This is a genomic window from Microbacterium aurum, from assembly GCF_016907815.1.
Taxonomy (GTDB): domain Bacteria; phylum Actinomycetota; class Actinomycetes; order Actinomycetales; family Microbacteriaceae; genus Microbacterium; species Microbacterium aurum.
Genome location: NZ_JAFBCQ010000001.1, coordinates 3,290,298 through 3,312,817, shown reverse-complemented (window position 1 = coordinate 3,312,817; position 22,520 = coordinate 3,290,298). Strand labels below are relative to the sequence as shown.

Genomic DNA, 22,520 nt, shown 5'->3' with positions numbered 1-22,520 from the left:
CGAGTGGGGTGTACGACGGAAACTGCTCCGCAATGGTCCCGGATGCAGGGGTGGTTCTTCGGGTGCGTTGCTTGCGACGAGCCTGAGACGGAGTAGTCACTGGGGCAACCCTTCCTTGATGGTCCTAGCGTAACGCAGTCCTCTGCCTGCGAACAGTAGGGCACTCGCGCACAGGTGCGTCAGGGTGAGGAACAGCAGTATCGCCCATTCCGGATGCTGCAGCACCACGATCCCGTCGATCAGTGTCCAAGGCGCCAACGCGGCGCCGCTGAGCGTGAGGGCGCTGATCGTGACCACGGCGGCGACGTCGATCGACAGCCATACGATGAGCGCGAACGCGGATGCCGACATGAAGCGCATGGCCTCGGCGTTGAGGCGTGACAGGAGCCAGCCGGTGAGAAGCGCCGGAGCGGCGAGGACGAGCGCGGTCCAGGCCGACTGTGCACCCGAGACGGCCGGGAAGAGGACGGGATGGAAGTAGGCGATCGTCCAGGTGAGGAGAAAAATCCAGAGTGACAGGGCGAACGTCGCTCCGATGAGCCCGGGGGGACGCTCCCGCATGCGGATGTTCAGTTTCGGCGTCTCCGCGACCGAGGCGCCTCCGTCGTGTCGGCGGACCCAGTCGCCGAAAGAGCGGATGTGGACGTGGGCGTGCGCATCTCCCCGCAACGGCGCGACGTGGACGAGTTCGGTGTCGCTCGGGGTGTCGCCTTCGTCGCCGGCGAAGACGACCGCTGCTTCTTCGAAGTAGGTAGACGATTCGGTGCGGATGTCGAGGTGGTAGGTGTCGGCTTCGGCGGCGCGGCGCAGGTCGACGCTGAAGTCCGATCGCCCGATACCCACGAAGCGGCGAGCCCACGAGATGGCCTTTCCGTATGGTTCGTCGTAGGCCACCGAGATCTTGTGCGTTGCGGCGCATCCATCCTCGACGACCGCGATCACCACGTCAGCGGCCATCGCGATGTCGATGAGTGAGCGAATCCACGTGAGAAGGGTTCGATGCCGAGGAAGGGATCGACGCGTCCGGGGATGTCGCGTCGCCGCCTTCAGCGCGCTGAGTACCGCCATCCGCTCGGCCTCGACGGAGGGCAGGTCGGCGACGATCAGCGGTGCTGCTGCCCTCACGCATTCGTCCATGTCGCTTCGCGAGGCGAGGCCGTCGGCAACAGCGGCGTCGGCGAGGTAGTCCAGGGCGCGGAGGACGACACCCCGTCCGATGTTCATCGGCAGCGTGCGGCCGGGCTTGTCGTCGATCGTGACGGTCATCGAGCCGACGAGACTGCCCTTGGGTACGTGCAGCACGGGGACGAGCACCAGATCCTTCATGGGCTCCGTCCCGTCGACCGTGCGCGTCAGCGTCACCGCGGCATGCTCGTCTTGGAGGCTTCGCCGTTCGCTCACCCGGGTGAACACGGATGCCGGGGCGACGACGGCGCGCGCCAGAAGCATGATGGCGCCCTGCGCGGCGGGGTCGTGGTCACTGGCGGATCGGAGGCCGTGCCAGAGTCGGGAGGCCTTGGATGCCGAGGGGTCGCGCGTGCTGATGATCTGGGCCACGCGTTCGGTGGCGGCGCTCGTCGCGACGCCCACACGGCGCTGCAGCAGCGCGTGCAGCTCGGCGTCCTTGCGGCGCTGCGCGTCGGGGTCGGAGAGTTGCGCGAGCTCGTTCTTGAGCGCAGACTCCCGGTCTCGGCGCTCGGTCACGACCGACACGTCGCCCGCGCCGAGCCTCTTGTCGGTGATTGCGACGCGGCCGATCGCGGCGATGAGGATGATCACGGCCAGTACGACGATCCAACTCGATGGCGCGTCCACCTCGATGACGGAGTGCACAGTCGCCGTGGCGGATGGCAGCGGTGTCGCGACTGCGACGCCGGGCGCTAACCGCGGAGGGTTGTCCGCGGCGACCCGTGCCGCGAACCCGATGGCGAGGAGTGTAAGAGGAATGACCGCAGCGGTGGTGCAGAAGACGCGCGCCCCTTTGCGGTGGATGCGCAGCCACCTGCGTATGCGTCCCATTGCGTCGCCTCCCCTCGGACGGCATCGTCTGGGTGAAGCATATTGGCGTCGCCGGACACGCTCCGGGCCGGATCGGGCGTCAACTCGTGCCGCTGAGGCACACCACCCGCTACGGCCGCCCCATCCCCAGATAGGTCCACCCCTCGGCGCGCCAGGCGGCGGGGTCGAGGCCGTTGCGGCCGTCGACGATCACACGGCCGGCGGTGAGCGTGGACGCGTGGGAGGGTGCGAGTTCGCGGCGGTATTCGTCCCACTCGGTGACGAGTACGAGCGCGTCGGCGTCGCGGATCGCTTCGTCGCGATCGGCGACGTAGGTCAGTTGCGGGTGCGCGCGGCGGGCGTTGTCGATGGCTTCGGGGTCGGTGACGGTGACCTGCGCGCCGAGCCCGTACAGACGGACGGCGACGTCGAGCGCGGGGGAGTCGCGGATGTCGTCGGAGTAGGGCTTGAACGCGGCGCCGAGCACAGTGACCTTCTTCTGGAACACCTGTCCGCCGAGGGCATCGACGACGAGCTGCACGGCTCGATCGCGACGGCGCAGGTTGATCTCGTCGACTTCGCGCAGGAACGCGACCGATTCGCCGCGACCGAGTTCCTCGGCACGGGCGCTGAAGGCGCGGATGTCTTTGGGCAGGCATCCGCCGCCGAACCCGATGCCCGCACCCAGGAATCGCCGCCCGATCCGCACGTCGTGCCCGATCGCGTCGGCGAGCTGGGTGACGTCGGCGCCGGTGACCTCGGCGATCTCGGCCATCGCATTGATGAAGCTGATCTTGGTCGCGAGAAACGCGTTGGCCGCGACCTTCACGAGCTCCGCCGTCGCGAGGTCGGTGACGATGAACGGCGTGCCCTTCGCGACGGCCGGTGCGTACACCTCACGAAGAACGGATGCCGCGTCCACCTCCCCGGTCGTTGAGCGAGCGAGGGACGAGCGAGACGAAACGCCCCCACCGCCCGCGTCCCCCTCTCCGGTCGTTGAGCGAGCGAAGCGAGACGAAACGCCCACACCCCCCGCGACCCCGACCACCAGCCGGTCCGGGTCGATGGTGTCCTGCACCGCAAACCCCTCGCGCAGGAACTCCGGGTTCCACACGAGCGTCGCCCCTGCCGCCTCGATCCGCGGCGCGAGCTCGGCGGCGGTGCCGACCGGCACAGTCGACTTGCCGGCGACGATGTCGCCCGGCGACAGGTAGGGCAGGAGAGCGTCGACCGCAGCGTTCACGTAGGTGAGGTCGGCGGCGTAGCCGTCCTTCTGCTGCGGGGTGCCGACGCCGATGAAGTGCACCTTGGCTCCGGATGCCGCGGACATGTCGGTCGTGAAGGTCAGCCGCCCCGACGCGATGCCCTCGGCGAGGATCTCAGGCAGCCCCGGCTCGAAGAACGGTGCCTCCCCCTTGGAGAGGGCCTCGATCTTCCGCGCGTCGACGTCGATGCCGACGACCTCGTGTCCGATGGACGCCATAGCCGCCGCGTGGACAGCCCCCAGATACCCGCAGCCGATGACAGACAGACGCATACGGCCGAGCCTACCGGCGCCCCACCGCGCCCCCGCCCCGCCCCAACCCCACCCGCGACACCGAACGGCCGCGGCATCCGTCGTCGAGACAGGATGCCGGGGCCGCGGCTCGCGCGAAGCTCAGCCGAGCGCGGGGTACAGCGTCGGTGTGGTGCGGTAGTGCGTCGCCTGCTCGAAGTCGTACGCGAGCCCGAGGAGCACGCCCTCCGAGAAGTCACGGCCGAGCCATTCGAGGTTCACCCCGACCGCCGCACCGCCCTGACCCGCGCCCGTCGTACCCATCGGCAGGGTGACGGCCGGCATCCCCGAGTTGGGGCTCAGACGCATATTGGTGCCGATCGTCCCGTACGCGTTCGTCGAGGGGTAGATGATCGCGTCGAGGTCGTTGTCGTCCATCAGCTGCGTGACGAGCGTCTTGCCGGCGGCCAGCTGCAGCGTGTGCGACCCGGTCGGGCCCGCCCACGCCTGGTACGTGGCATCCGTCACGGCGTTGCGCTGCTGGTACACCGACCGGCGCGACGTGACGTAGTTGCCGCTGTCCATGATCTGCTGCAGCGTCCGCTGCGCGACGTCGGGCGATAGGTGGTTCTCGACGTAGATGTTGAGGTCATGCAGGAACTCGTTCGTCGATCCGGACCCCTCGTTCAGCACGGCGCTGAAGCCGGTCGGCGCGGTCAGCTCCACGACCGTGGCGCCCTGCGCCTCGAGCGTCGCGCGTGCCTGGGTGAACAGTCCCGCGGTGGCGGAGTTGCTCCCGACCATCGACGGGAGGTATCCGATGCGCGCGCCCTGCAGGGCCGTGTCCGACAGCTCCGACGTGTACGAGTCGGGCACCAGTCCGGCCTGACGTGCGGTAACGGCGTCGGCCGGATCCACGCCCACGACGGCGTCGAGCGCGACGGCCGCGTCGACGACGGAGCGGGCGATGGGGCCGCCGGTGTCTTGCGAGAGCGCGAGCGGGATGATCCCGTCGCGGCTCGCGAGCCCGACAGTCGGGCGGATGCCGACGAGCTGGTTGTACGCCGACGGCACGCGGATGGAGCCACCGGTGTCCGTCCCGAAGCCGATGCCGGCGAGGTTCGCGGCGATCGCCGCGCCCGTGCCGCCCGACGAGCCACCGGCCGTCTTCGACGTGTCATACGGCGAGGCGACGAGCAGGGTCGACCCAGGCTGCTGGAACGACGAGAACTCCGACACGAAGCCGTAGGCGAACTCATCGAGCGACGCCTTTGCGAGGATGACGGCCCCCGCGTCGCGCAGCCCCTTCACCATGAACGCGTCGGTGGACGTCTGGTTGTCGTTCCAGCATCCGCACCCGCCCGTGGTGACCATGTCGGCGGTGTCGTAGTTGTCCTTCAGCGCGATCGGCACGCCCAGCAGCAGGCTGGTCATGCCGTGCTCGGCGCGTTCGGCGTCGGCGGCGGCCGCCGCGGTGAGGGCGACGTCGCTGACGGTGATGATCGAGTTCAGCGGACGGGTGCCGCCCGGCGCGACCGTGCGGTCGTAGGCGGCGATGCGGTCGATGTAGGCCTGTGTGATCTTCACCGACGTGGTGACGCCGGCGTTCATCGCGGCCTGCATGTCGAGGGTGGGGGCCTCGACGAGATCGAAGGGGCCGTCGTCGTAGATCATGCGGTGGGAGAGGCCCGCGAGGTCGGCGACGGTGATGGCGCCGTCGTCGTCGAGGTCGATCGCCGTCGTGCTCTTCGCTCCGATCGTCGAGGAGCTGTTCTTCCGCGGCGCCGTGCAGCGCGCCCTCCAGGCGCTGCTCACGCGCCCCGCGCGGCCGCTGCTGCCGAGCCGCGCCGCGGCCGCGGTCGCGATCGGCGTCACGACGATCGCATTCGTCGGGCTTCACGCCGTTCCCTACGGGGGAGCTGTTCCGCTCGGCGCCGTGCTCGCCCCGCTCCTGGTCGGTGTCGGCGCGGGTGTGCTCACCGCGGCCACCGGTCGCATCGCGGCAGGCGTCGTCGCACACGTCCTCTTCAACGCGGCGGGCATCGCACTTCTGCTGGTGTGAGGGCGCGGGATGCCGGTGGGCGGAAGCGGGTCGGGAAACGCCCGGGAAAAGGTGGTCGGAATCGCCCCCACGAACCGGTAGCATTCCTTCAGGCCGCGGTTCAACCGCGACATGCTGCACCGGAGCCCGAACTCCGACGCGCAGCACCACGACCCCCGGATGTGTCCCCCGCACAACCGGCTCGGTGTTCGCCGTCCCCCCGCGTGCGAACACCTCCGGGGGGCTGAAGCACGCTTTCTGCCGGCTTCGGCCCTCCGGCTTTCCCCCGGCGCCCGGTGAGGCGCGGGGCGGGCGTCGGTCGGTGAGTTTGGCCGCGGCATCCGGATGACGTAGACTATCCCTTTGGTGCGTCCGCTCCCCGATTCGCTCGGGCCGGACGTGCCGACACCGAACGTGAGCCCTCCACTGGCGTGTTCCGCAGGAACCACCCCGGAGTGGGATTCACGAACCTCTCCGTTCGATCAGAAAGCAGCACTACTGTGACGCGCACCTACACCCCCAAGGCCGGTGAAGTGACCCGTGAGTGGGTCGTCATCGACGCGACCGACGTCGTCCTCGGACGCCTCGCCTCGCACGCCGCCGCGATCCTCCGCGGCAAGCACAAGCCCACCTTCGCGAACCACATCGACACCGGCGACTTCGTCGTCATCGTCAACGCCGAGAAGGTGGCCCTGACCGGTCAGAAGCTCCAGAAGAAGATGGCCTACCGCCACTCCGGCTACCCGGGCGGCCTCACGGCCACCAGCTACGCCGAGCTTCTCGAGAAGAACCCGGTCCGCGCCGTGGAGAAGGCCGTCCGCGGCATGCTCCCCAAGAACAGCCTGGGTCGCCAGCAGCTGTCGAAGCTGAAGGTCTACGCCGGTGCCGAGCACCCGCACGCGGCCCAGCAGCCCACCCCGTACACCTTCGGCCAGGTCGCCCAGTAAGCGCGCCGAGAGATATAAGGACAACTCATGGCTCAGATCGCTGACTCCATCGACCAGACCCCCGAGAGCTACACCACCGAGAGCGCTGCCGCCCCCGCCGCGGCCGCGCCCCGCCCGGTGCTGTCGGTTCCCGGTGCCGCCGTGGGCCGCCGCAAGCAGGCCATCGCCCGCGTGCGCCTGGTCCCCGGCTCCGGCACCATCACGGTGAACGGCCGCACGCTCGAGGACTACTTCCCGAACAAGCTGCACCAGCAGCTGATCAACGACCCGTTCACGGTGCTCGACCTCGCCGGCGCGTACGACGTCATCGCCCGCATCTCCGGCGGCGGCCCCTCGGGCCAGGCCGGTGCCCTGCGCCTGGGCATCGCGCGTGCGCTGAACGAGATCGACGCCGAGAACAACCGCCCGACCCTGAAGAAGGCCGGCTTCCTCTCGCGTGACGCGCGCGTCAAGGAGCGCAAGAAGGCCGGTCTCAAGAAGGCCCGCAAGGCTCCGCAGTATTCGAAGCGCTAAAGCTTCATGGCGCTGTTCGGAACGGACGGTGTGCGGGGTCTCGCGAACGGCCCCCTCACCGCTGATCTGGCGCTCACCCTGGCCCAGGCGACTGCTGTCGTCCTGGGCCAGGGGCGTATCGCCGAGGCGCGCAAGGCCGCCGGCAAGCGGCTCACCGCCGTCGTCGCGCGCGACCCCCGCATCTCGGGGCAGTTCCTCTCCGCCGCGGTCGAGGCCGGCCTCGCCTCCTCCGGCGTCGACGTGCTCGACGCCGGCACTCTCCCGACGCCGGCGGCGGCGTTCCTGATCGGCGACATCGACGCCGACTTCGGGGTCATGATCTCGGCATCCCACAATCCCGCTCCCGACAACGGGATCAAGATCTTCGCGCGCGGCGGCGTCAAACTGCCCGACCTCGTCGAACAGCGCATCGAAGAGGCGATGACCGGTGAGAAGCTGCGCCCGACCGGCGGCGACGTCGGCCGCGTGGTGCGCTTCGCCGACGCGGAGGACCGCTACGCGATCCACCTGCTCGCCTCACTCCCGCATCGCCTCGACGGCCTGCACGTCGTGCTCGACTGCGCGCACGGTGCGGCATCGGGCGTCTCGCCCGAGACGTTCCGCAACGCCGGCGCGAAGGTCACCGTCATCGGGGCCGACCCGGACGGCATCAACATCAACGACGGCGTCGGCTCGACGCACCTCGACAAGCTCGCGGCGGAGGTCGTGCGCGTCGGCGCCGACGTCGGCATCGCGCACGACGGCGACGCCGACCGGTGCCTCGCGGTCGACGCGAACGGCACCGTGGTCGACGGAGACCAGATCATGGCGATCCTCGCGGTCGCCATGAAGGCGCGCGGCCAGCTCGCCTCGAACACGCTCGTCGCCACCGTCATGAGCAACCTCGGGCTGCACCGCGCGATGGCCGAACACGGCATCCACGTCGAGACGACAGGGGTCGGCGACCGTTACGTGCTGGAGCGCATGAACGAGGGCGGGTTCTCCCTCGGCGGCGAGCAGAGCGGCCACGTCATCATGAGCCGCTACGCCACCACCGGCGACGGGGTGCTCACCGGGCTGCACCTGTGCGCCGAGATGGCGCGGACGGGGCGCTCGCTGGCAGAGCTCGCATCGGTCATGACGGTGTTTCCGCAGGTGCTCGTGAACGTGCGGGGCGTCGAGCGGACGCGCGCGACCGACCCGGATGTGGCGTCTGCCGTCGCGGCGGCGTCGGCGGAGCTCGGCGACTCGGGCCGCGTGCTGCTGCGTCCGTCGGGCACCGAGCCGATGGTCCGCGTCATGGTCGAAGCGGCGTCGCACGACGACGCCCAGCGCATCGCCGACCAGCTCGCCGCGGTCGTCCGCGGCTGACGCGCGCGGGTGCGCGGGTGCGCGGGTGCGCGGGGTCGCTGGGCCGCGGGCGTCTGTCGCGAGGTCGCCGGTTCGTGCGCGAGGTTGCCGGGTTGTGCGCGAGGTCGCCGACGACCTGGGCGAAGAAGTGGCGACCTCGGCGCGGAAGTGACGACTTCGGCGACCGGGTGGCGCGGTCGGTCGCGAACACGCGGGGCTCACCAGCGTGAGCGCCGCCGCAACCTCAGGATGACGGCGACGAGCAGGCACGCGACGAGCGTCGTGGCCAGGGCGACGCCCCCGCTGGCGGCATCGCTGCGCCCCATCCACGCGACCACGTCGCTCCACACATCGGCCGACGGCGGCGCGCCATCCGCGCCCGTCCCCGCGACCACTGCCCAGACAGACGACAATCCCCCATGCATGGCTCCCCCAGAGGCTCGCACGCTTCCGCTCACACGCGGGGGACTCCCAGGCGGCTCCCACAGCCGCATCCCCCGTGTGCCGACGCTAGCGCATATCGAAGCCTGAGCGCCAGCGCGGACCGCGCGTGGTCAGGCGGGCTCGCTCCAGCTCAGTGACTCGATGTAGCGCAGCAGCACACCCTCGCGCAGCGCCCACGGTGAGACCTCGAGCTCATCGACGTCGAGCACCGTCATCGCCGTTTGCAGCACGACGGCGGCCGCGACGATCTGGAACGTCCGGTCGGGCGTGATCCCCGGCAACTCCTGCCGGGCGGATGCCGGGATGCGGGCGAGCCGCGGAATCCACGAGCCGAGCGCGCCGCGCGGAAGCAGCATCCGCTCGCTCCCGCTCCACCCCGGCACCGGATACCCGGCGAGCTTCGCGAGCGACCGGATCGCCTTCGACGAGCCGACGACGTGGCTCGGGCGCGGCTGATCGGCCATCATCTCCGCCACCGGAGCGAGCGTCGCGCGGGCGTGCGCGCGCAGGACCTCGACGGCGTCCTCGCCGGGCGGGTCGAGCGGCAGGAACTCCACCGTCGTGCGGCCGGCGCCCAGGGGGACGGATGCCGCGACGTCCGGCAGCTCGTCGGCTCCCGCGGCGAGCTCCAGCGAACCGCCGCCGATGTCGAACAGCAGGATCTGCCCCGCCGACCACCCGAACCAGCGGCGCACCGCGAGGAACGTGAACCGCGCCTCGCTCTCGCCGCCGAGCACCTGCAGGTCCTGACCGAGCGCGGCCTCGATGCGGGCGATGACGTCGGCGCCGTTCGTCGCCTCGCGGACGGCGCTCGTCGCGGTGGCGAGGAGTTCCGCGACGTTCTCGGCCTGTGCGGTCTCGCGGGCCTGCGTCACGGCATCCACCAGCGCCTGCACGCCGGTCTCACTGATCGAGCCGTCGGGCTCGAGGTAGCGCATGAGCCGCAACACGGTGCGCTGACTCGTGGTCGCGAGCGGCCGGCCGCCCGGGTGGACGTCGGCGACGAGCAGGTGGACCGTGTTCGAGCCGATGTCGAGGACTCCCAGACGCATGCGTTCAGCGTACTGGCGCGCCGCGCGCCCGCAGATCGCGCGCCGGTAGAGTGGGCGCGATGTCCACCGACGACGCCGACACTGTGACCCCGGTCGATTCGCTGTACCGCGAGGTCGGCCGTTCGGAATGGGCGCGGCTGGCCCCCGGCATCCCGAACCCGCTCACCGAGACCGAGGTCGTGCAGTTGCGGGGCATCGGCGATCGGCTCGATCTCACCGAAGTGCGCGAGGTCTATCTGCCGCTCAGCCGGCTGCTGTCGACGTATGCCGAGAACACCAAGCGGCTCGGCGCCGAGACGGCGGCGTTCCTCGGGGAGGCCGACTCCACCACGCCGTTCGTCGTCGGGGTCGCCGGTTCGGTCGCGGTCGGCAAGTCGACCATCGCGCGCCTGCTGCGCGAACTCATGAGCCGGTGGCCGGGGACGCCGCGGGTCGAGCTCGTCACCACCGACGGGTTCCTGTACACCAATGCCGAGCTCGAGCGCCGCGGGATCATGCACCGCAAGGGCTTTCCGGAGTCGTACGACCGCCGCGCGCTCGTGAGCTTCCTCACCGAGGTCAAATCGGGTGCCGCTGAGGCCCGGGCGCCGTTCTACTCGCACGTCCGGTACGACATCATGCCCGACGCGCACGTGACCGTCCGTCGGCCCGACGTCGTCATCGTCGAGGGCCTGAACGTGCTGTCGCCGCCGCCCACGCCCAACGACGTCGCCGTCAGCGACCTGTTCGACTTCTCGATCTATGTGGATGCCGACGAGGACGACATCGCGCAGTGGTACGTCAACCGGTTCCTCGCGCTGCGGCAGGGTGCTTTCAGCAACCCGAACTCGTTCTTCAAGGTCTTCGCCGAGCTGTCGGATGCCGAGGCCGTCGAGACCGCGATGGGCTACTGGAACGACATCAACCTGCCGAACCTGCGCGAGAACGTCGAGCCGACCAAGCATCGCGCCACCCTCGTGCTGCGCAAGGCCGCCGACCATGCCGTCGAGACGGTGCGGTTGCGGAAGCTCTGAGCAGGTTTCGCGGAGATGCGCTGGCCCGCGCGCCCGACGTCGAATCACCCCTCTCGCGCGGATCACCACATGCCACACGCGTCTGCGCGAGGATAGCGGCGCTCGGCGACGACATATCGGCAGTTGCCTGGACGATGGGGGCGACGGTCAAGGGTTCCGCTCCCCGAGACGGCGTGCACGGCATCCGTCGAGATTGAGTGTGGCGCGACGACCTTCGGTGAGCCTATAGTTGCGCTGGGGACATCGATCGGTATCCGCGTCTTTGGGGGAGGCGGATCGGCTTCGGCCAAGCGATCGATACAAAACGCTCGTCGCGCTTTACTCACGCGGCGGGTATATGGGGGAACGAGTATGGGGAACCGACACAATCTCGTCGTTGCGGCGGCGTCTTTGAGGCGTGTGCGCGGGGGCGCGCGCACCTCGGTCGTCGACGCATTTCCGACGGACGGTACCACCATCGATCGCCCCGCCTCGCGCGTCCGCAGCGAAGCGCTGCGTCTTGACGCGCGGGGTGGGGTGGCCATCCCCGCCCACCTGGCGGGGAGGCGTCGAGTCCAACGAGGATGTTGACGACGGATACCGCACGGCGGGACTGAACCGACCTTCGACGAGGGTGGGGTCGACGCCCGATCGCCTCTCCGACGGCGGCGATGCCGTGGTGGCTGGGTACGACGACGCACCAGCTCACCACATACAGCGCGCCGAGAGGCGCGCTCGTCGTCTTCGCGGGGAGCGTGCCGACGCGTTCGGCTCCTTGCCGACGTGGCCATAACCATAACCGTCGAGTCATTGCTGCGGCGCAAGCTCTGAGAAATCGGATCAGTTCTTGTCGGGACCCGGCGGAGTCCCTGATTGAGCGATTGTCAGCGACCGACCCGAGAGCGAAATGATTCGGAAAACCGCGGCATCGAGAGGCGTGGCAGGCTCGAGCGGTTCGACGGACACATCGATCTCATGATGCCCCAGCGAGAGGATCCCGCGGTATGCGGCGTATGTAAGGAGCGAAAAGCTCTGGCGTCGAGCTGTGGAGTCCCAGAAGTAGTCGCGTGAATGTTGTCGCGACCCGCCAGTACCGCACTCACGAGTGAATCCTCCGCTTGCTCTGCAGCGAGAGCGCTAAGAGGTCGCACCGCGACAATCTGACCCACGAACAGGTCAGGAGCAGGCAAGTCCCCGATGTTCTGCGAACGGACATTCATGCGTCCCCCAGAGTAGCCTTGTGGCGATCCCCAACCGCCGTCCCCGTGTCCGTCAGCTTTAGCGGACAAGGTCAGCATAGGCGTAAGAGCGAAACTTCTCTCTGCTCACAGAATTCACTCCACGGATGTCAATGATGACTGTTGCTCACGAAGCTTCGACGGTATATGTTCAGCAGAACGGTTCGTGTGGGAACGAACCGTTACTGGGGAAGTTTAAATCGCGCGGATGACGCGCGTTTGGGGATTTGACTGCGCGCGCGCCGCGCATCGGGGAAACGAACGCGCCACTCCGCGCCCGGGGGGACAGGCGGTTGCTCCGCGGGTGGAAACACTCGCGCGGCAACCCCTATCTGGGGAACGCGGTGCGTCTCGGCGCACCCGCAGCCTTGGGGGGCTGAAGCATGCGGGGGAACTCTCTGTCGGTGTCGCGCACGACACCACACACTGAATCGGCGTCGACCGACTCGGTATTTCGTCGGCGTGGGTCGAGTCGGTCGCAGGTGCGTCACCGACTCGAACGCACCGACGCGCCGGCTGTCTGCCGATCTCTGCACGGCTGAGGCGCCTCATGGCTTCCGCCAGCATGCACACCCGACTCCGCCGCGTCTGGGTGACCACGGGGGTGCTTGCGCTGCTGCTTGCCACCGGCGTGGCCGCATGGGTCGGGGTTCGCGCCGTCATGGTGATGACCGAGCTCAAAGCGGCGTCCGCGCTCACCTCCGACGTGCGTGCCGCGCTCGAAGGTCGTGATGCCGCAGCGATGCGTGACGCCATGGACGCGGTTGAGGTCCACGCCGCCGCGGCGGCGCGGGCAAGCAGCGATCCGGTCTGGCGAGGCGTGGAATTTCTGCCCTACCTCGGCCCCAATCTGGCGGGCGCCCGCGTGGCATCTGTTCAACTCGACGCCGCGCTGCGCGATGTCGCCGGTGCGCTGCTTGATCTTTCAGAGCAGTTCTCAGCATCAGACGAGGATCACCGTGTGGTTGATGTCGCGATGCTGCGCACCGCGGCCGAGCCTCTGCGTACCGCAGCGGAAACCCTCCACAACGCATCGTCCGAGTTCGCCCGCCTGGATCGCACTGATCTGATTCCCCCCTTGGCATCGGGCATCGACCAGCTCGACGAGATGGTGCGCAGTCTCGCTCCTACCGTGCAAGCGCTGGCGGATACCAGCGCGATTGGGCCGGCCCTGCTCGGAGCAGACGGGGAGCGGCGGATTTTGCTCATGGTGCAGAACCCCACCGAGCTGCGGTCCGCAGGCGGGATCGTCAGCGCTTTTGCGGAGGTGCGCGCGGTTGATGGTCATCTCACTCTTTCGACGCAACGTAGTTCAGCCGACTTCGACAACGGCCGCGCGGTTGACATCGCGATTCCCACTGAGCTGACCAAGATGTTCGGCGGCGAGATCGGGCACTTCGTGATGAATACCACGATGACCGATGACTTCGACCTCACCGCTCGTCTCTCATCAGCATGGTGGGCTCGGGCGGAGGGAGCGGTTCCAGATGCGGTGGTGTCGGTAGACCCGCTCGTGCTCGCCGCCCTGCTCGAGGTCACGGGACCCCTGGAAGTCGACGGCCAGGAGCTCTCTTCGGCGAATGTCATAACGCGCTTGCTTGTGGACCCGTACATCGAGCTATCCGCCGATCAGCAAGATGATCTGTTCCAGCGCGCGCTGGCAGTCGTGTTCGAGGCGCTGACGACGTCCGACATCGATCCACTTCATCTGCTTGACGCTTTGGCGCAGCCCGCGGCGGACGGTCGCATCTCATTGTGGAGCGCCCACGCCGCGGAGCAGGACCTCATCGTCACGACACCCTTAGGCGGGCTCGCCGTCCGCCAGCAGAGCGCCCCGGACATCTTCAGCATCGCTTTCAACGATATGACCGGCGCGAAGATGGGGACTTTCCTCGATGTGGCGGTCTCGGTTGGATCGTCGGTGTGTCGTCCGGATGGCTTTGCCGACGTCGTCGTGGGGGTCACGTTGACCAGCACAGCGCCGGCCGATTCCGCCGAGACCCTTCCCGGTCGGATGACGGGGGAGGGGCTCGCGGGCATCGCCCCGGGCGACATCGGGACTCTCGTCACCGTGACGGGGCCACGGGGTGCATTCGTCGGAGCTGTACGCGTCGACGGCGCACCCGGGTCGCCGGTCGATACAACGCTTGCCGGCGCCGTACAGCTGACAGAGGGGGTTGTCCTCGGACCAGGGCAGGCGACCGTCATCGAGTTCCATTTCACCGTGCCATCGGAACTCGCGGCCTCGCCCCGAATCGTCCATACTCCACTGCTCATCGAGCCAGAGATCACTGAACGGAAGGTGGTCTGCCCATGACCGTCGAACTCATCCGCGAGACGGAAGGTCGCGTGCGGCCCCGTCGGAACATGAGCGCGACAAGCCGTGATGTTCGGCAGACGCCCTCGATCGCTCTGGCCCACGACTACATCACCCAGCGCGGGGGCGCCGAGCGAGTCGTTCTCAGCATCGAGCGGGCATTCCGCGGCGCGCCCGTGCACACGAGCCTCTATGAGCCCCGGACGACGTTCCCTGACTTCGCCGCGCTCGATATTCAGCCGATGCGACTCAATAGGTTCACGGTGCTGCGGCACAACCACCGTCTTGCTCTGCCCTTCCTCGCACGCGAGGTCACCCGTCACCGCGTCGACGCAGAGGTGCTCCTGGCCAGCTCCAGCGGTTGGGCCCACGGCATCCCGACTACGGGGCGCAAAATCGTCTACTGCCACGCTCCCGCACGGTGGCTATATCAGACTGACCGGTACGCGGGGGTCCCCGGCGAGAATGGCTCGCGGGGTCTTCGCCGCCGCCTCGTGACGTTGGCCGACGTCGCGCTGGGGCGTCACCTGCGTGAGTGGGATCACGCAGCAGCACTCACCGCCGACCGGTATCTCGTGAACTCGACCGTCATCCAGCACGCCGTGCGCGAAGTGTACGACATCGAGGCCGAGGTGGTCGCGCCGCCGCCGGCGACGTTCACACGGTCGGGTCCCGCCCGTCCGATGCGCGCGGTGGAGGGCAAGCGATTTGTTCTGTGCGTCGCGCGGCTGCTGCCCTATAAGAATGTGCACCACGTGATTGAGGCGGTGTCAGGTCTCGACGACGTCGAACTGGTCATCGTCGGAGACGGTCCCGAGCGCGCGCGCCTGGAGACGCTCGCCGCACGTGTGGGCGGCACGCATCTGTCCGGACGGGTGGAGGATGCCGAGCTGCGCTGGCTGTACGAGAACTGTGCGGGCTTGGTCGCGGCGTCATATGAGGACTTCGGGCTGTCACCGGTCGAAGCGGCCGCCTTCGGCAAACCGACCGCGGCGCTTCACGCCGGGGGCTATCTCGATACCGTCGTGGGTGGACAGACGGGGATCTTCTTCGAGGAGCCGACCCGAGAGAGCATCGGCGAGGCCGTCGCGATAATGCTGGACACGCGGTGGAGCGAGCAGGCCATTCTCGCCCAGGCTGAGAAGTTCTGCGAGAGCCGCTTCATCGCCCGCCTGCAAACCATCGTTGAAGAGGAGCGCGCGCGGGCATGACCTGGCGCGGGAGCGTCGCGCGCAGTGCGGTGTTCCTGACCGCGCTCGCCGCACTGTGCGCGTTCGCGGTACTCACCCCGATCGGTCAGCGGTGGGATGCCGCATCGCTGGGCTGGTTCGGCGAGTGGCCCATCTGGGTAGTCGCGCCGCTCGCGTGGGCGAGGGACGTTGCACCGGTGATGCTGCTGGCCGGGATGCTGGTGTGCATGGTGATCGCCGTCGTGCGCGGCCGCTTCGTCGGGCCGATCGTCGCGCTGGCTGGAGTCCTGATGGCGGCTTTGTGGAATCTTCTGCTCCGCGACGTACTGCTCGTGCGCCCCGATTACGGCACGCACGCCTACGACTTCAATACCTTCCCGAGCGGTCACGCCGCCGTGGCCGTCATGGCTGTGGTCGGGATTTCGATCCTGCTGCCCGCCTCGGCGCCGCGGCGGGCGATCACCGCGGCCGCCGGCACGCTGGCTGCGCTCGCTGCGATCGGGTCGCTCGCCGCGTTCGCCCACCGCGCGAGTGACGTCGTGGGTGGAGTGCTGCTGGCCGGGGCGCTCGCGGCCTGGGCGGCGCTCGCCGCCACGCGCACCGCCGGATCGATGCGATGCGCGGCGCGGGCCACCCCCGCGGTCACAGCGCTCGCGGTCGCTGCGCTTGCGCTTCTCGCCGTGGGAGTGCGCATCGCGGACGGACCGCGCTTGCTTGACGCGTTGGTTTTCAGCGCCGTCGTTGCGGCGCTCATCGCCGTTGCGATCGAGCCGGGCGTGCGTCCCGAGCCCACGCCTGTCGCCGCATGAATCGAGCGGACTCCGATGCCCACACGGCGTGCGGCGATAGGTCGTCTATTGTGGAGCCTGAACCGGGGGGTGGGCGGCGATGACGTTGCGACAAATTCTGAACGTGCTGTGGAAGCGTGCATGGATGGTGGCGCTCGTCGCGGCCGTGGCCGCCGCCGCGGCGGCGGGCTACCTCGCTATCCGCGACGTGACGTACACCTCCGAGGGATCGCTGCGGCTGAACACCCTCGTCACCGACGCCACGAGCACGGGCGAGATCGGTGGCGTCGTGGTCGACCTCGAGGTCGAGACGGTCACGTCGCCCGATGTCCTCGATGCCGCCGCGAGCGCGCTGGGTGAGCCGTCGGGAGAGGTGCTGACCAGCGCGGTCAGCGCGAGCCTCGACGACACCGCAAGCACCGGCAGGCTCTACATCACCGCGCAGGGGATGTCGCCCGAAGTCTCGCAGGAGCGCGCCGCAGCGGTCATGTCCGCCTACAGCGCGTACGTGGTCACCCAGGTCGACACCGCATTGTCGACCCTGACCCAACGGCATCAGGCGGCGATCGAACAGGCGCAGGAGCTGCAGCGGCAACTCACGGCGAACCCCGAGAACGTCATCGCCTCGACGAATCTGACTCTCGCGCTCTCGCGTATGAGCATGACGCAATCGGCGATCGACGAGCTGACCGCCGCCGCCGACCCGACGTCGGTCGTGCGGGAGCCGACCCCCGGGGTGACGGCCGATCCCAGCGTGCTGACGACGCTGCTGCTGGCGATCGTCACCGGGCTCGTGCTCGGCATGGGCGTCGTGCTCATCCGCGACCAGTTCGACAACCGCCTGCGCAGCATCGACGAGATCAAACGGCTGACGCGGGTTCCCGGTCTCGGTGAGCTCGGCTGGGATCGGTCGGTGCGCCGGCTCGACCCACCGTTGCCCGTGGCCGGACGCCAGCGCACCGATCTGAGCGAGGGACTGCGGTCGCTGCGGGCGAGCATCCAAGTGCTGGTCCCGCGCCAGCAGTCCGTCGTCGTCATCACCAGCGTCGAGCCGGGCGACGGCAAGTCGTTCGTCTCTGCGAACCTCGCTCTGGCGTGGGCGCGCGCCGGCAAGAAGGTCATCGTCGTCGGTGGAGACCTGCGTCGCCCCGACCTGAGCCGCTACTTCGGCGATGCCGCCGACGGCGAGGGATTGGCCGAACTGCTCGACAAGCAGGGGGTGGAAGGAGATCCGACTATCGACGACGTTGCCAGTCGGCTCAACGCGACGGACTACCCGGGGCTCCAGGTGCTGCCCTCGGGCGCGGAACCGATCGACCCCGCCGACCTGCTCGCGGGTCCCCGCCTCGCCCGGGTGTTCGGACATCTGCGGGACCTCGCCGACGTGGTCGTGATCGATTCGCCGCCCGCGATGGGGCTCGCCGATGCAGCGCTGCTCACGGCGCACAGCGACGGTGCGGTCGTGATCGCCTCGGTGCGCCGCACCGATCGGACGCTGCTGACCGAGGCCGTCGGCGGGCTGGAGGCCACCGGCGGCGTGGTGTTGGGTGTGGTGGTCAACCGCGGCACGCGCAAACTGCCCAAGACGTACGCCGTCTACTATCTGCAGCGCGGCGCCTCCCGCGGGCGCGACGACTCCGACGAGACCGAGCACGATCCCGACTCCGATGGTGAGGTGTTAATCCCCGAGCGCGACCGCATCCGTGAGGTCACGGTCCCTGAAGTGTCCGGGCGTCGAGCTCTCGGCGTCAGGCCGCAGGAGACGGCGTGACCACCACCACCACGCCCCGTGCGGAGGTGCTGCTGGTGTGCCGTGCCAATCAGTGCCGGTCCCCGTTCGCGCAGGCCATCGCCACACGATTGGGAGCCGCGCGCGGCATCCACTTCTCCTCCGCGGGGCTGCTGCCCGGCGGGAACTCCACGCCCGCCACCGGTCGCGCGGTCGCCCACAAGCTGGGCTTCGATCTCGAGCATCACCGCAGCAGACAGGTGGATGCCGCGCAGCTTGACCGCTACGACCTGATCCTCACGATGGGGCGCGACCAGGCCCGCGATCTGCTCATCGAGCGCGACGACATCTGGCCGCGCCTGTTCACATTGAAGCAGTTCACCCGCTGGGCTCCCGCTCATCCTCGTCCGCCCCGCACGACCGTTGGTGGGTGGCTCGACGCGGGACTGGACCGGCCGCGGCACACTGTCATCGGTGCTGACCCCGCCGACGACGTCGCCGACCCGATGGGATCACCGGCGCGTGCGTGGCGACGGATGGCGACCGAGCTCGACACCCACCTGCGCATCGTCGTCGATGCGCTCGCAACACCGACCCCGAGCAGTGCGCTGCCCCGAGATCAGAGCACGTCGAGCACGGCGCGCAGCTGACCCCACGAGTGCGACCAGTCGCGGGCTTCGGCGCGTGCGCGTGCCGCCCGCGCGAGACGGGCGCGGGCGGCGTGGTCGTCGGCGAGGTGGGCGATCGCCTCGGCAAGTGCTGCCGGATTGTCTGGCGGCACGAGGATGCCGGTATCGCCGAGCACCTCTGGAATGCCTCCGACACGACTGGCAATCACCGGCAGCCCGGTGGCCAGCGCCTCGCCGATGGTCAGACCGCTCGGCTCCCGCCATCGCGACGGTGCCACGAACACGTCCGCCGTTCGCAGCAGGTCGGGCAGCAGCGCCCGGTCGACGAACGGTTCGAAGACGACCGGCACCCGCAGATCGGCCGCCTGGCGGCGCAGGCCCTCTTCATAGCGGGAGAGCGCTGCGTCGCGGGCGAAGCCGTAGCTGCCGACGATGTGCACCTCGAGGTCGTCCCGATCCAGAAGGAGGGCGGCCTGCAGGAGCACGTCCGGACCCTTGTCGGCGATCGTACGTCCCACGAACAGCACCCGCAGGCGGTCACCGGGTGACGCGACGACCGGCGGGGTGAACTGCCGCGTATCGACCCCGTTATCGACGACCCGCACCCGCCCCGCGAGCATCGGCGGCAGACGGTCGGCTGTGACGTCGGCCAGGTCGGCGCTGACGCACACGATGGCCGCCGCCCCATCCAGAGAGCGGCGCGCCTCGGCCCGCGTGACCGTCCGCAGGATGTCATTGTGCGCATACAGCACCGTGCGGTGGGCGGTGCGCTCGAGCAGCCGCGGCAGGACGGGGGCGTTGTGAGCGATCACGACGGACGGGGGTACCGGTTCGAGCGCCGCCACCAGCGGCGCATACACGCGTGCGGCGTCCATGCGCGGCAGCCCGAGCCGCCCGGCGAGCACGTCGCGGGCGCGGGCGGCGCGCGACGGCGGCGCGGCGGCCAGGTATTCGATCGCGGATGCCGTCGAGTACCGCGGGCGGTAGGTGTCGGCATCCACGAGCACCTGGTGCGTGTAGCGCGGCGTCCGCTCATCGGCCGCGGCGCCCGCCAGCCCGTGCACGACGGTCGGGATCGCCGACCCGGTGCGGGGCGAGAAGTGGTCGCCCGGGGTGAGAGCGTGGGCGATCCGATCGGTCACGTCCGCACCCGGTCGGTGCGGCGGAACAGGGTCTGCACTGGGTGCGGTCTCCACGTCACACCGGTGGCGGCATCGCGCGCCTGCACGCCATAGCAGATGCCGGCGACGATCCACAGGATAGAGGACTGCCCGGCAACCCAGTACAGGTCGAACTGTGTCTGGGCGAGCCGGGCCACCACGATCGCCAGCCCGATGGTGCCATACACGGGGTTCATGCGCGCGAGCATCCAGATCGCGCCCCCGAACATCGCGAAGAACCCGATCAATCCGATGATGCCGACCGTCGTGAGGACCTCGAGCTCGGCGTTGGGTGGTTGGAAGCCGGAGTACCCGGTGTGCCCGGTGACCCACCACCGGTGGCCGACGCCGAACAGTGGAGACATCAGCCACACCTTGATCGAGTCCTCATACCAGGTGAGTCGTTGGGCGGACGAGTTGAACTGGTCGTCGGCGGCGAGTTGATCCCGCACTTCGGTGATGACGAACACTGCCACCGGGATGAGCATGAACCAGATGAGACGAGACCGCTTGCCGTTGTGGAACCGGGGCCGCAGCCCGATGATCAGCACCCCGATCCCGGTGCCGATCAGCGCCTGCCGGGACTGCGCTGCGAGCATGCCGACGCCGCAGAGGAGGAAGGCCGCGTACGCCCAATGCTGCTTCCACCCCAGCCACGGCGGGTTGGCGAAGACGATCAGCGCGGCGACGAGCAGGATGCCGCCGATCGAGTTCTTGTGCAGCATTCCGAGGTACACCGGACCGAAACCATTGGCGACGGCGCTCACCATCGTCGCCACCGCGATACCGACCCCGATCAGCGCATACGCGGACAGTGCGAGCCGCGCGCGGCCTTCGCGCCCGACGACGAAGCCGACCACCATGCTGCCGAGCACGAGAACGATCTCGTGCACCCACTCGATCACGTTGGCCGCGTAGGAGTTGAGGATCAGCTGCGGGGCGGTGAGGACGATGTAGGCGGCCCCGCACCACAGCAGGGGCTGCAACGTGACGGCCCCTTTGCCGCGGATCATGAGTAGAGCGACCAGTGTCGCTCCGCCGAGCACGAAGTCCGAAACGCTCATCGGACCGACTCGGTTCATGATCATCGTGGCCGGCACCGCCAGCACCGGCACGAGGCCCAGGTCGATGAACGCGACCGCGACGAGCAGAGCCACCAGCGCGACTGGCAGTGCGAAGTCGGGGGCCGCGACGGCGAGGGCACCGGAAACGGCTCCGAGCACGCAGAGAACGGCGATGCCGGCGACCAACCGTGCGGTCGTCGCGGGTCGCTGCGTCGTCAGATGTCCCCCCACAAGATCACATGGTAAGCCGTGCGCCGCGGTTGCCGGAGGGGTCGGCGGATTCCGCACAGCTATAGTTCGTGGAATGTCGGATGATTGCGCCGTGCGAATACTGCTGGTCACACATACCGCAGAGATCGGTGGGGCCGAGGCGGCGATGCTACGACTGCTGGATGCCGTGGACCGGGACCGGTTCGCGCTGTCGGTCGTCACCTTCGCCGAGGGCGCGCTCGTCGACGCGCTGCGCGTGCGCGGCGTCGAGGTGGAGGTGCTCGCCGCCGGCGCTGTCACGCGGGTCACGCGCGACGAAGCGGGTTCGGCAGCGAGCGTCGCGCGTCACGGCGTCGCGACGCTGCGGCTCGCGGGAGCCCTCCGCCGGCACGTCGTCGGCGTTCAGGCCGACCTCGTGGTCGCGAACTCGCTCAAGGCGGCCGTTGTCGTGTCGGTGGCGGCGTTCCTCTCCCGTCGCTCGTGGGTGTGGCACCTGCACGATCGTCTCGCGTCGGACTACTTGCCGGCTCCGGTCGTCGTTGTACTGCGCATGGTGGCGGTGGTCGGACCACGGGCAATCGTCGCGAACTCGCGCGCCACCGCCGCCACCGCAGGGCGCGGCGCGCGCCGCCGGGTGCGCGTGGCCTACCCCGGGTTGCCCGCCGCGGCGTTCCGAGGGGCGCTCGGGCGCCGCCGCGGCGCCGTCGGAATCGTGGGGCGCATCAGCGCGACCAAGGGGCAGCGCGAATTCCTCGAAGCCGCTGAGGCTGTGGCGCTGCGGCACCCGCGTATCCCCTTCCGCATCGTTGGCGCGGCGCTGTTCGAAGACGCCGCGGTCGAACAGGCGCTGCGGTCGGAGCTGGCCGCGTCGCCCATCGGAGACCGCGTCGAATTCACCGGCTGGGTCGACGACGTGCCGCGGCAGCTACGGCGCCTGCGTGTGCTCGTACACGCCTCGCCGGTGCCCGAGCCCTTCGGGCAGGTTGTGGTCGAGGCGATGGCGGCGGGGGTTCCGGTGATCGCGACGGACGCAGGCGGCGTGCCCGAGATCCTGGCGCCGAATGCCGCGAGCGACCCCATCGCCGACGGCGTGCGGCGCACCCATACCGGCATCCTCGTGCCACCCGGCGACCCGGGGGCCCTGGCGCGTGCGATCGAGTGGGTGCTGACCCATCCGCGTGAGGTGTCATACATGGTGGCGCGGGCGCGACAGGACGCGCAGTATCGCTTCACGATCGCGCAGACCGCGGTGGCGGTGCAGGAGGCATGGACGAATGCGGTGCGCGGCCGCGGCGCCCGGCGACCGTGTGAAATCCGATCACACGGCGGGACGACCGCACGGTAGTATCCAACACACGGCGTCTCGTGGGGAAGCGTCGTTGGG

At 69.2% G+C, this 22,520-nt stretch carries 18 protein-coding genes; 11 read left to right on the top strand and 7 right to left on the bottom strand.

The features are described from left to right. Window positions 1-96: 96 nt before the first annotated feature. The 3 genes from JOD60_RS16110 to JOD60_RS16100 form a co-directional block, all read right to left on the bottom strand. Window positions 97-2,019, bottom strand: a complete 1,923-nt coding sequence (locus JOD60_RS16110; RefSeq protein ID WP_076691604.1) for a hypothetical protein — start codon at window positions 2,017-2,019, stop codon at window positions 97-99. A gap of 109 nt (window positions 2,020-2,128) precedes the next feature. Beyond that, window positions 2,129-3,535 carry a UDP-glucose dehydrogenase family protein gene (locus JOD60_RS16105; RefSeq protein ID WP_076691603.1) on the bottom strand — a complete coding sequence of 469 codons (1,407 nt, stop codon included), beginning with the start codon at window positions 3,533-3,535 and terminating at the stop codon, window positions 2,129-2,131. Between the two features lie 120 nt (window positions 3,536-3,655). Then, a complete protein-coding gene (locus JOD60_RS16100; protein ID WP_157127978.1) occupies window positions 3,656-5,167 on the bottom strand; it encodes an amidase family protein in 1,512 nt (503 codons plus the stop codon). A 34-nt stretch (window positions 5,168-5,201) separates the two neighbouring features. Between JOD60_RS16100 and JOD60_RS16095 the strand changes: the two genes are divergently transcribed. The 4 genes from JOD60_RS16095 (at window position 5,202) to glmM (ending at window position 8,344) form a co-directional block, all read left to right on the top strand. Then, a complete protein-coding gene (locus JOD60_RS16095) occupies window positions 5,202-5,555 on the top strand; it encodes a CPBP family intramembrane glutamic endopeptidase (RefSeq protein WP_076691602.1) in 354 nt (117 codons plus the stop codon). Between the two features lie 479 nt (window positions 5,556-6,034). Next, window positions 6,035-6,481 (top strand): 50S ribosomal protein L13, encoded by a 447-nt coding sequence (gene rplM / locus JOD60_RS16090; RefSeq protein ID WP_076691601.1) that lies wholly within the window; start codon window positions 6,035-6,037, stop codon window positions 6,479-6,481. 27 nt (window positions 6,482-6,508) lie between these two features. Beyond that, a complete protein-coding gene (gene rpsI / locus JOD60_RS16085; protein ID WP_076691600.1) occupies window positions 6,509-6,994 on the top strand; it encodes a 30S ribosomal protein S9 in 486 nt (161 codons plus the stop codon). A gap of 6 nt (window positions 6,995-7,000) precedes the next feature. After that, entirely contained in the window at window positions 7,001-8,344 is a 1,344-nt protein-coding gene (glmM, locus tag JOD60_RS16080) for a phosphoglucosamine mutase (protein ID WP_076691599.1), read from the top strand. A gap of 197 nt (window positions 8,345-8,541) precedes the next feature. On the opposite strand, the gene JOD60_RS16075 is transcribed toward glmM, so the two are convergent. Next, window positions 8,542-8,736, bottom strand: a complete 195-nt coding sequence (locus JOD60_RS16075; RefSeq protein WP_157127976.1) for a hypothetical protein — start codon at window positions 8,734-8,736, stop codon at window positions 8,542-8,544. 141 nt (window positions 8,737-8,877) lie between these two features. Continuing rightward, complete coding sequence (locus tag JOD60_RS16070; RefSeq protein WP_076691598.1) at window positions 8,878-9,819, bottom strand: Ppx/GppA phosphatase family protein; 942 nt, start codon at window positions 9,817-9,819, stop codon at window positions 8,878-8,880. A gap of 59 nt (window positions 9,820-9,878) precedes the next feature. Here JOD60_RS16070 and coaA point away from each other — a divergent pair, with 59 nt between their 5' ends. From coaA to JOD60_RS16040, 6 genes are all read left to right on the top strand, one after another. Beyond that, window positions 9,879-10,832, top strand: a complete 954-nt coding sequence (gene coaA, locus JOD60_RS16065) for a type I pantothenate kinase (protein ID WP_076691597.1) — start codon at window positions 9,879-9,881, stop codon at window positions 10,830-10,832. A gap of 1,767 nt (window positions 10,833-12,599) precedes the next feature. Further along, window positions 12,600-14,366, top strand: coding sequence for a DUF4012 domain-containing protein (locus tag JOD60_RS16060; protein ID WP_076691596.1), 1,767 nt, complete (start codon window positions 12,600-12,602; stop codon window positions 14,364-14,366). Next, on the top strand, window positions 14,363-15,577 hold the full coding sequence (locus tag JOD60_RS16055) for a glycosyltransferase (RefSeq protein WP_232321644.1): 1,215 nt from the start codon (window positions 14,363-14,365) through the stop codon (window positions 15,575-15,577). Before JOD60_RS16060 ends, JOD60_RS16055 begins: the two co-directional genes overlap by 4 nt. After that, window positions 15,574-16,365 (top strand): phosphatase PAP2 family protein, encoded by a 792-nt coding sequence (locus JOD60_RS16050; RefSeq protein ID WP_076691595.1) that lies wholly within the window; start codon window positions 15,574-15,576, stop codon window positions 16,363-16,365. Before JOD60_RS16055 ends, JOD60_RS16050 begins: the two co-directional genes overlap by 4 nt. 79 nt (window positions 16,366-16,444) lie before the next feature. Then, window positions 16,445-18,115 (top strand): polysaccharide biosynthesis tyrosine autokinase, encoded by a 1,671-nt coding sequence (locus JOD60_RS16045; RefSeq protein WP_076691594.1) that lies wholly within the window; start codon window positions 16,445-16,447, stop codon window positions 18,113-18,115. Beyond that, window positions 18,112-18,723, top strand: a complete 612-nt coding sequence (locus JOD60_RS16040; RefSeq protein ID WP_076691593.1) for an arsenate-mycothiol transferase ArsC — start codon at window positions 18,112-18,114, stop codon at window positions 18,721-18,723. Before JOD60_RS16045 ends, JOD60_RS16040 begins: the two co-directional genes overlap by 4 nt. Here the strand turns inward: JOD60_RS16040 and JOD60_RS16035 are convergent. Next, window positions 18,693-19,844: a glycosyltransferase family 4 protein gene (locus JOD60_RS16035; protein ID WP_076691592.1), complete on the bottom strand. Its 1,152-nt coding sequence runs from the start codon at window positions 19,842-19,844 to the stop codon at window positions 18,693-18,695. The two genes, JOD60_RS16040 and JOD60_RS16035, sit on opposite strands and share 31 nt — an antisense overlap. After that, complete coding sequence (locus JOD60_RS17250; RefSeq protein ID WP_076691591.1) at window positions 19,841-21,157, bottom strand: O-antigen ligase family protein; 1,317 nt, start codon at window positions 21,155-21,157, stop codon at window positions 19,841-19,843. Before JOD60_RS17250 ends, JOD60_RS16035 begins: the two co-directional genes overlap by 4 nt. A gap of 73 nt (window positions 21,158-21,230) precedes the next feature. Between JOD60_RS17250 and JOD60_RS16025 the strand changes: the two genes are divergently transcribed. Next, entirely contained in the window at window positions 21,231-22,481 is a 1,251-nt protein-coding gene (locus JOD60_RS16025) for a glycosyltransferase family 4 protein (protein ID WP_198159071.1), read from the top strand. Window positions 22,482-22,520 lie beyond the last annotated feature (39 nt).

Bases quoted from the DNA above. Each gene is read 5' to 3' on its own strand.
- JOD60_RS16110 (WP_076691604.1), bottom strand. From the start codon at position 2,019: ATGGGACGCATACGCAGGTGGCTGCGCATCCACCGCAAAGGGGCGCGC.
- JOD60_RS16105 (WP_076691603.1), bottom strand. From the start codon at position 3,535: ATGCGTCTGTCTGTCATCGGCTGCGGGTATCTGGGGGCTGTCCACGCG.
- JOD60_RS16100 (WP_157127978.1), bottom strand. From the start codon at position 5,167: ATGATCTACGACGACGGCCCCTTCGATCTCGTCGAGGCCCCCACCCTC.
- JOD60_RS16095 (WP_076691602.1), top strand. From the start codon at position 5,202: ATGGCGCCGTCGTCGTCGAGGTCGATCGCCGTCGTGCTCTTCGCTCCG.
- rpsI (WP_076691600.1), top strand. From the start codon at position 6,509: ATGGCTCAGATCGCTGACTCCATCGACCAGACCCCCGAGAGCTACACC.
- glmM (WP_076691599.1), top strand. From the start codon at position 7,001: ATGGCGCTGTTCGGAACGGACGGTGTGCGGGGTCTCGCGAACGGCCCC.
- JOD60_RS16070 (WP_076691598.1), bottom strand. From the start codon at position 9,819: ATGCGTCTGGGAGTCCTCGACATCGGCTCGAACACGGTCCACCTGCTC.
- coaA (WP_076691597.1), top strand. From the start codon at position 9,879: ATGTCCACCGACGACGCCGACACTGTGACCCCGGTCGATTCGCTGTAC.
- JOD60_RS16060 (WP_076691596.1), top strand. From the start codon at position 12,600: ATGGCTTCCGCCAGCATGCACACCCGACTCCGCCGCGTCTGGGTGACC.
- JOD60_RS16055 (WP_232321644.1), top strand. From the start codon at position 14,363: ATGACCGTCGAACTCATCCGCGAGACGGAAGGTCGCGTGCGGCCCCGT.
- JOD60_RS16050 (WP_076691595.1), top strand. From the start codon at position 15,574: ATGACCTGGCGCGGGAGCGTCGCGCGCAGTGCGGTGTTCCTGACCGCG.
- JOD60_RS16045 (WP_076691594.1), top strand. From the start codon at position 16,445: ATGACGTTGCGACAAATTCTGAACGTGCTGTGGAAGCGTGCATGGATG.
- JOD60_RS16025 (WP_198159071.1), top strand. From the start codon at position 21,231: ATGTCGGATGATTGCGCCGTGCGAATACTGCTGGTCACACATACCGCA.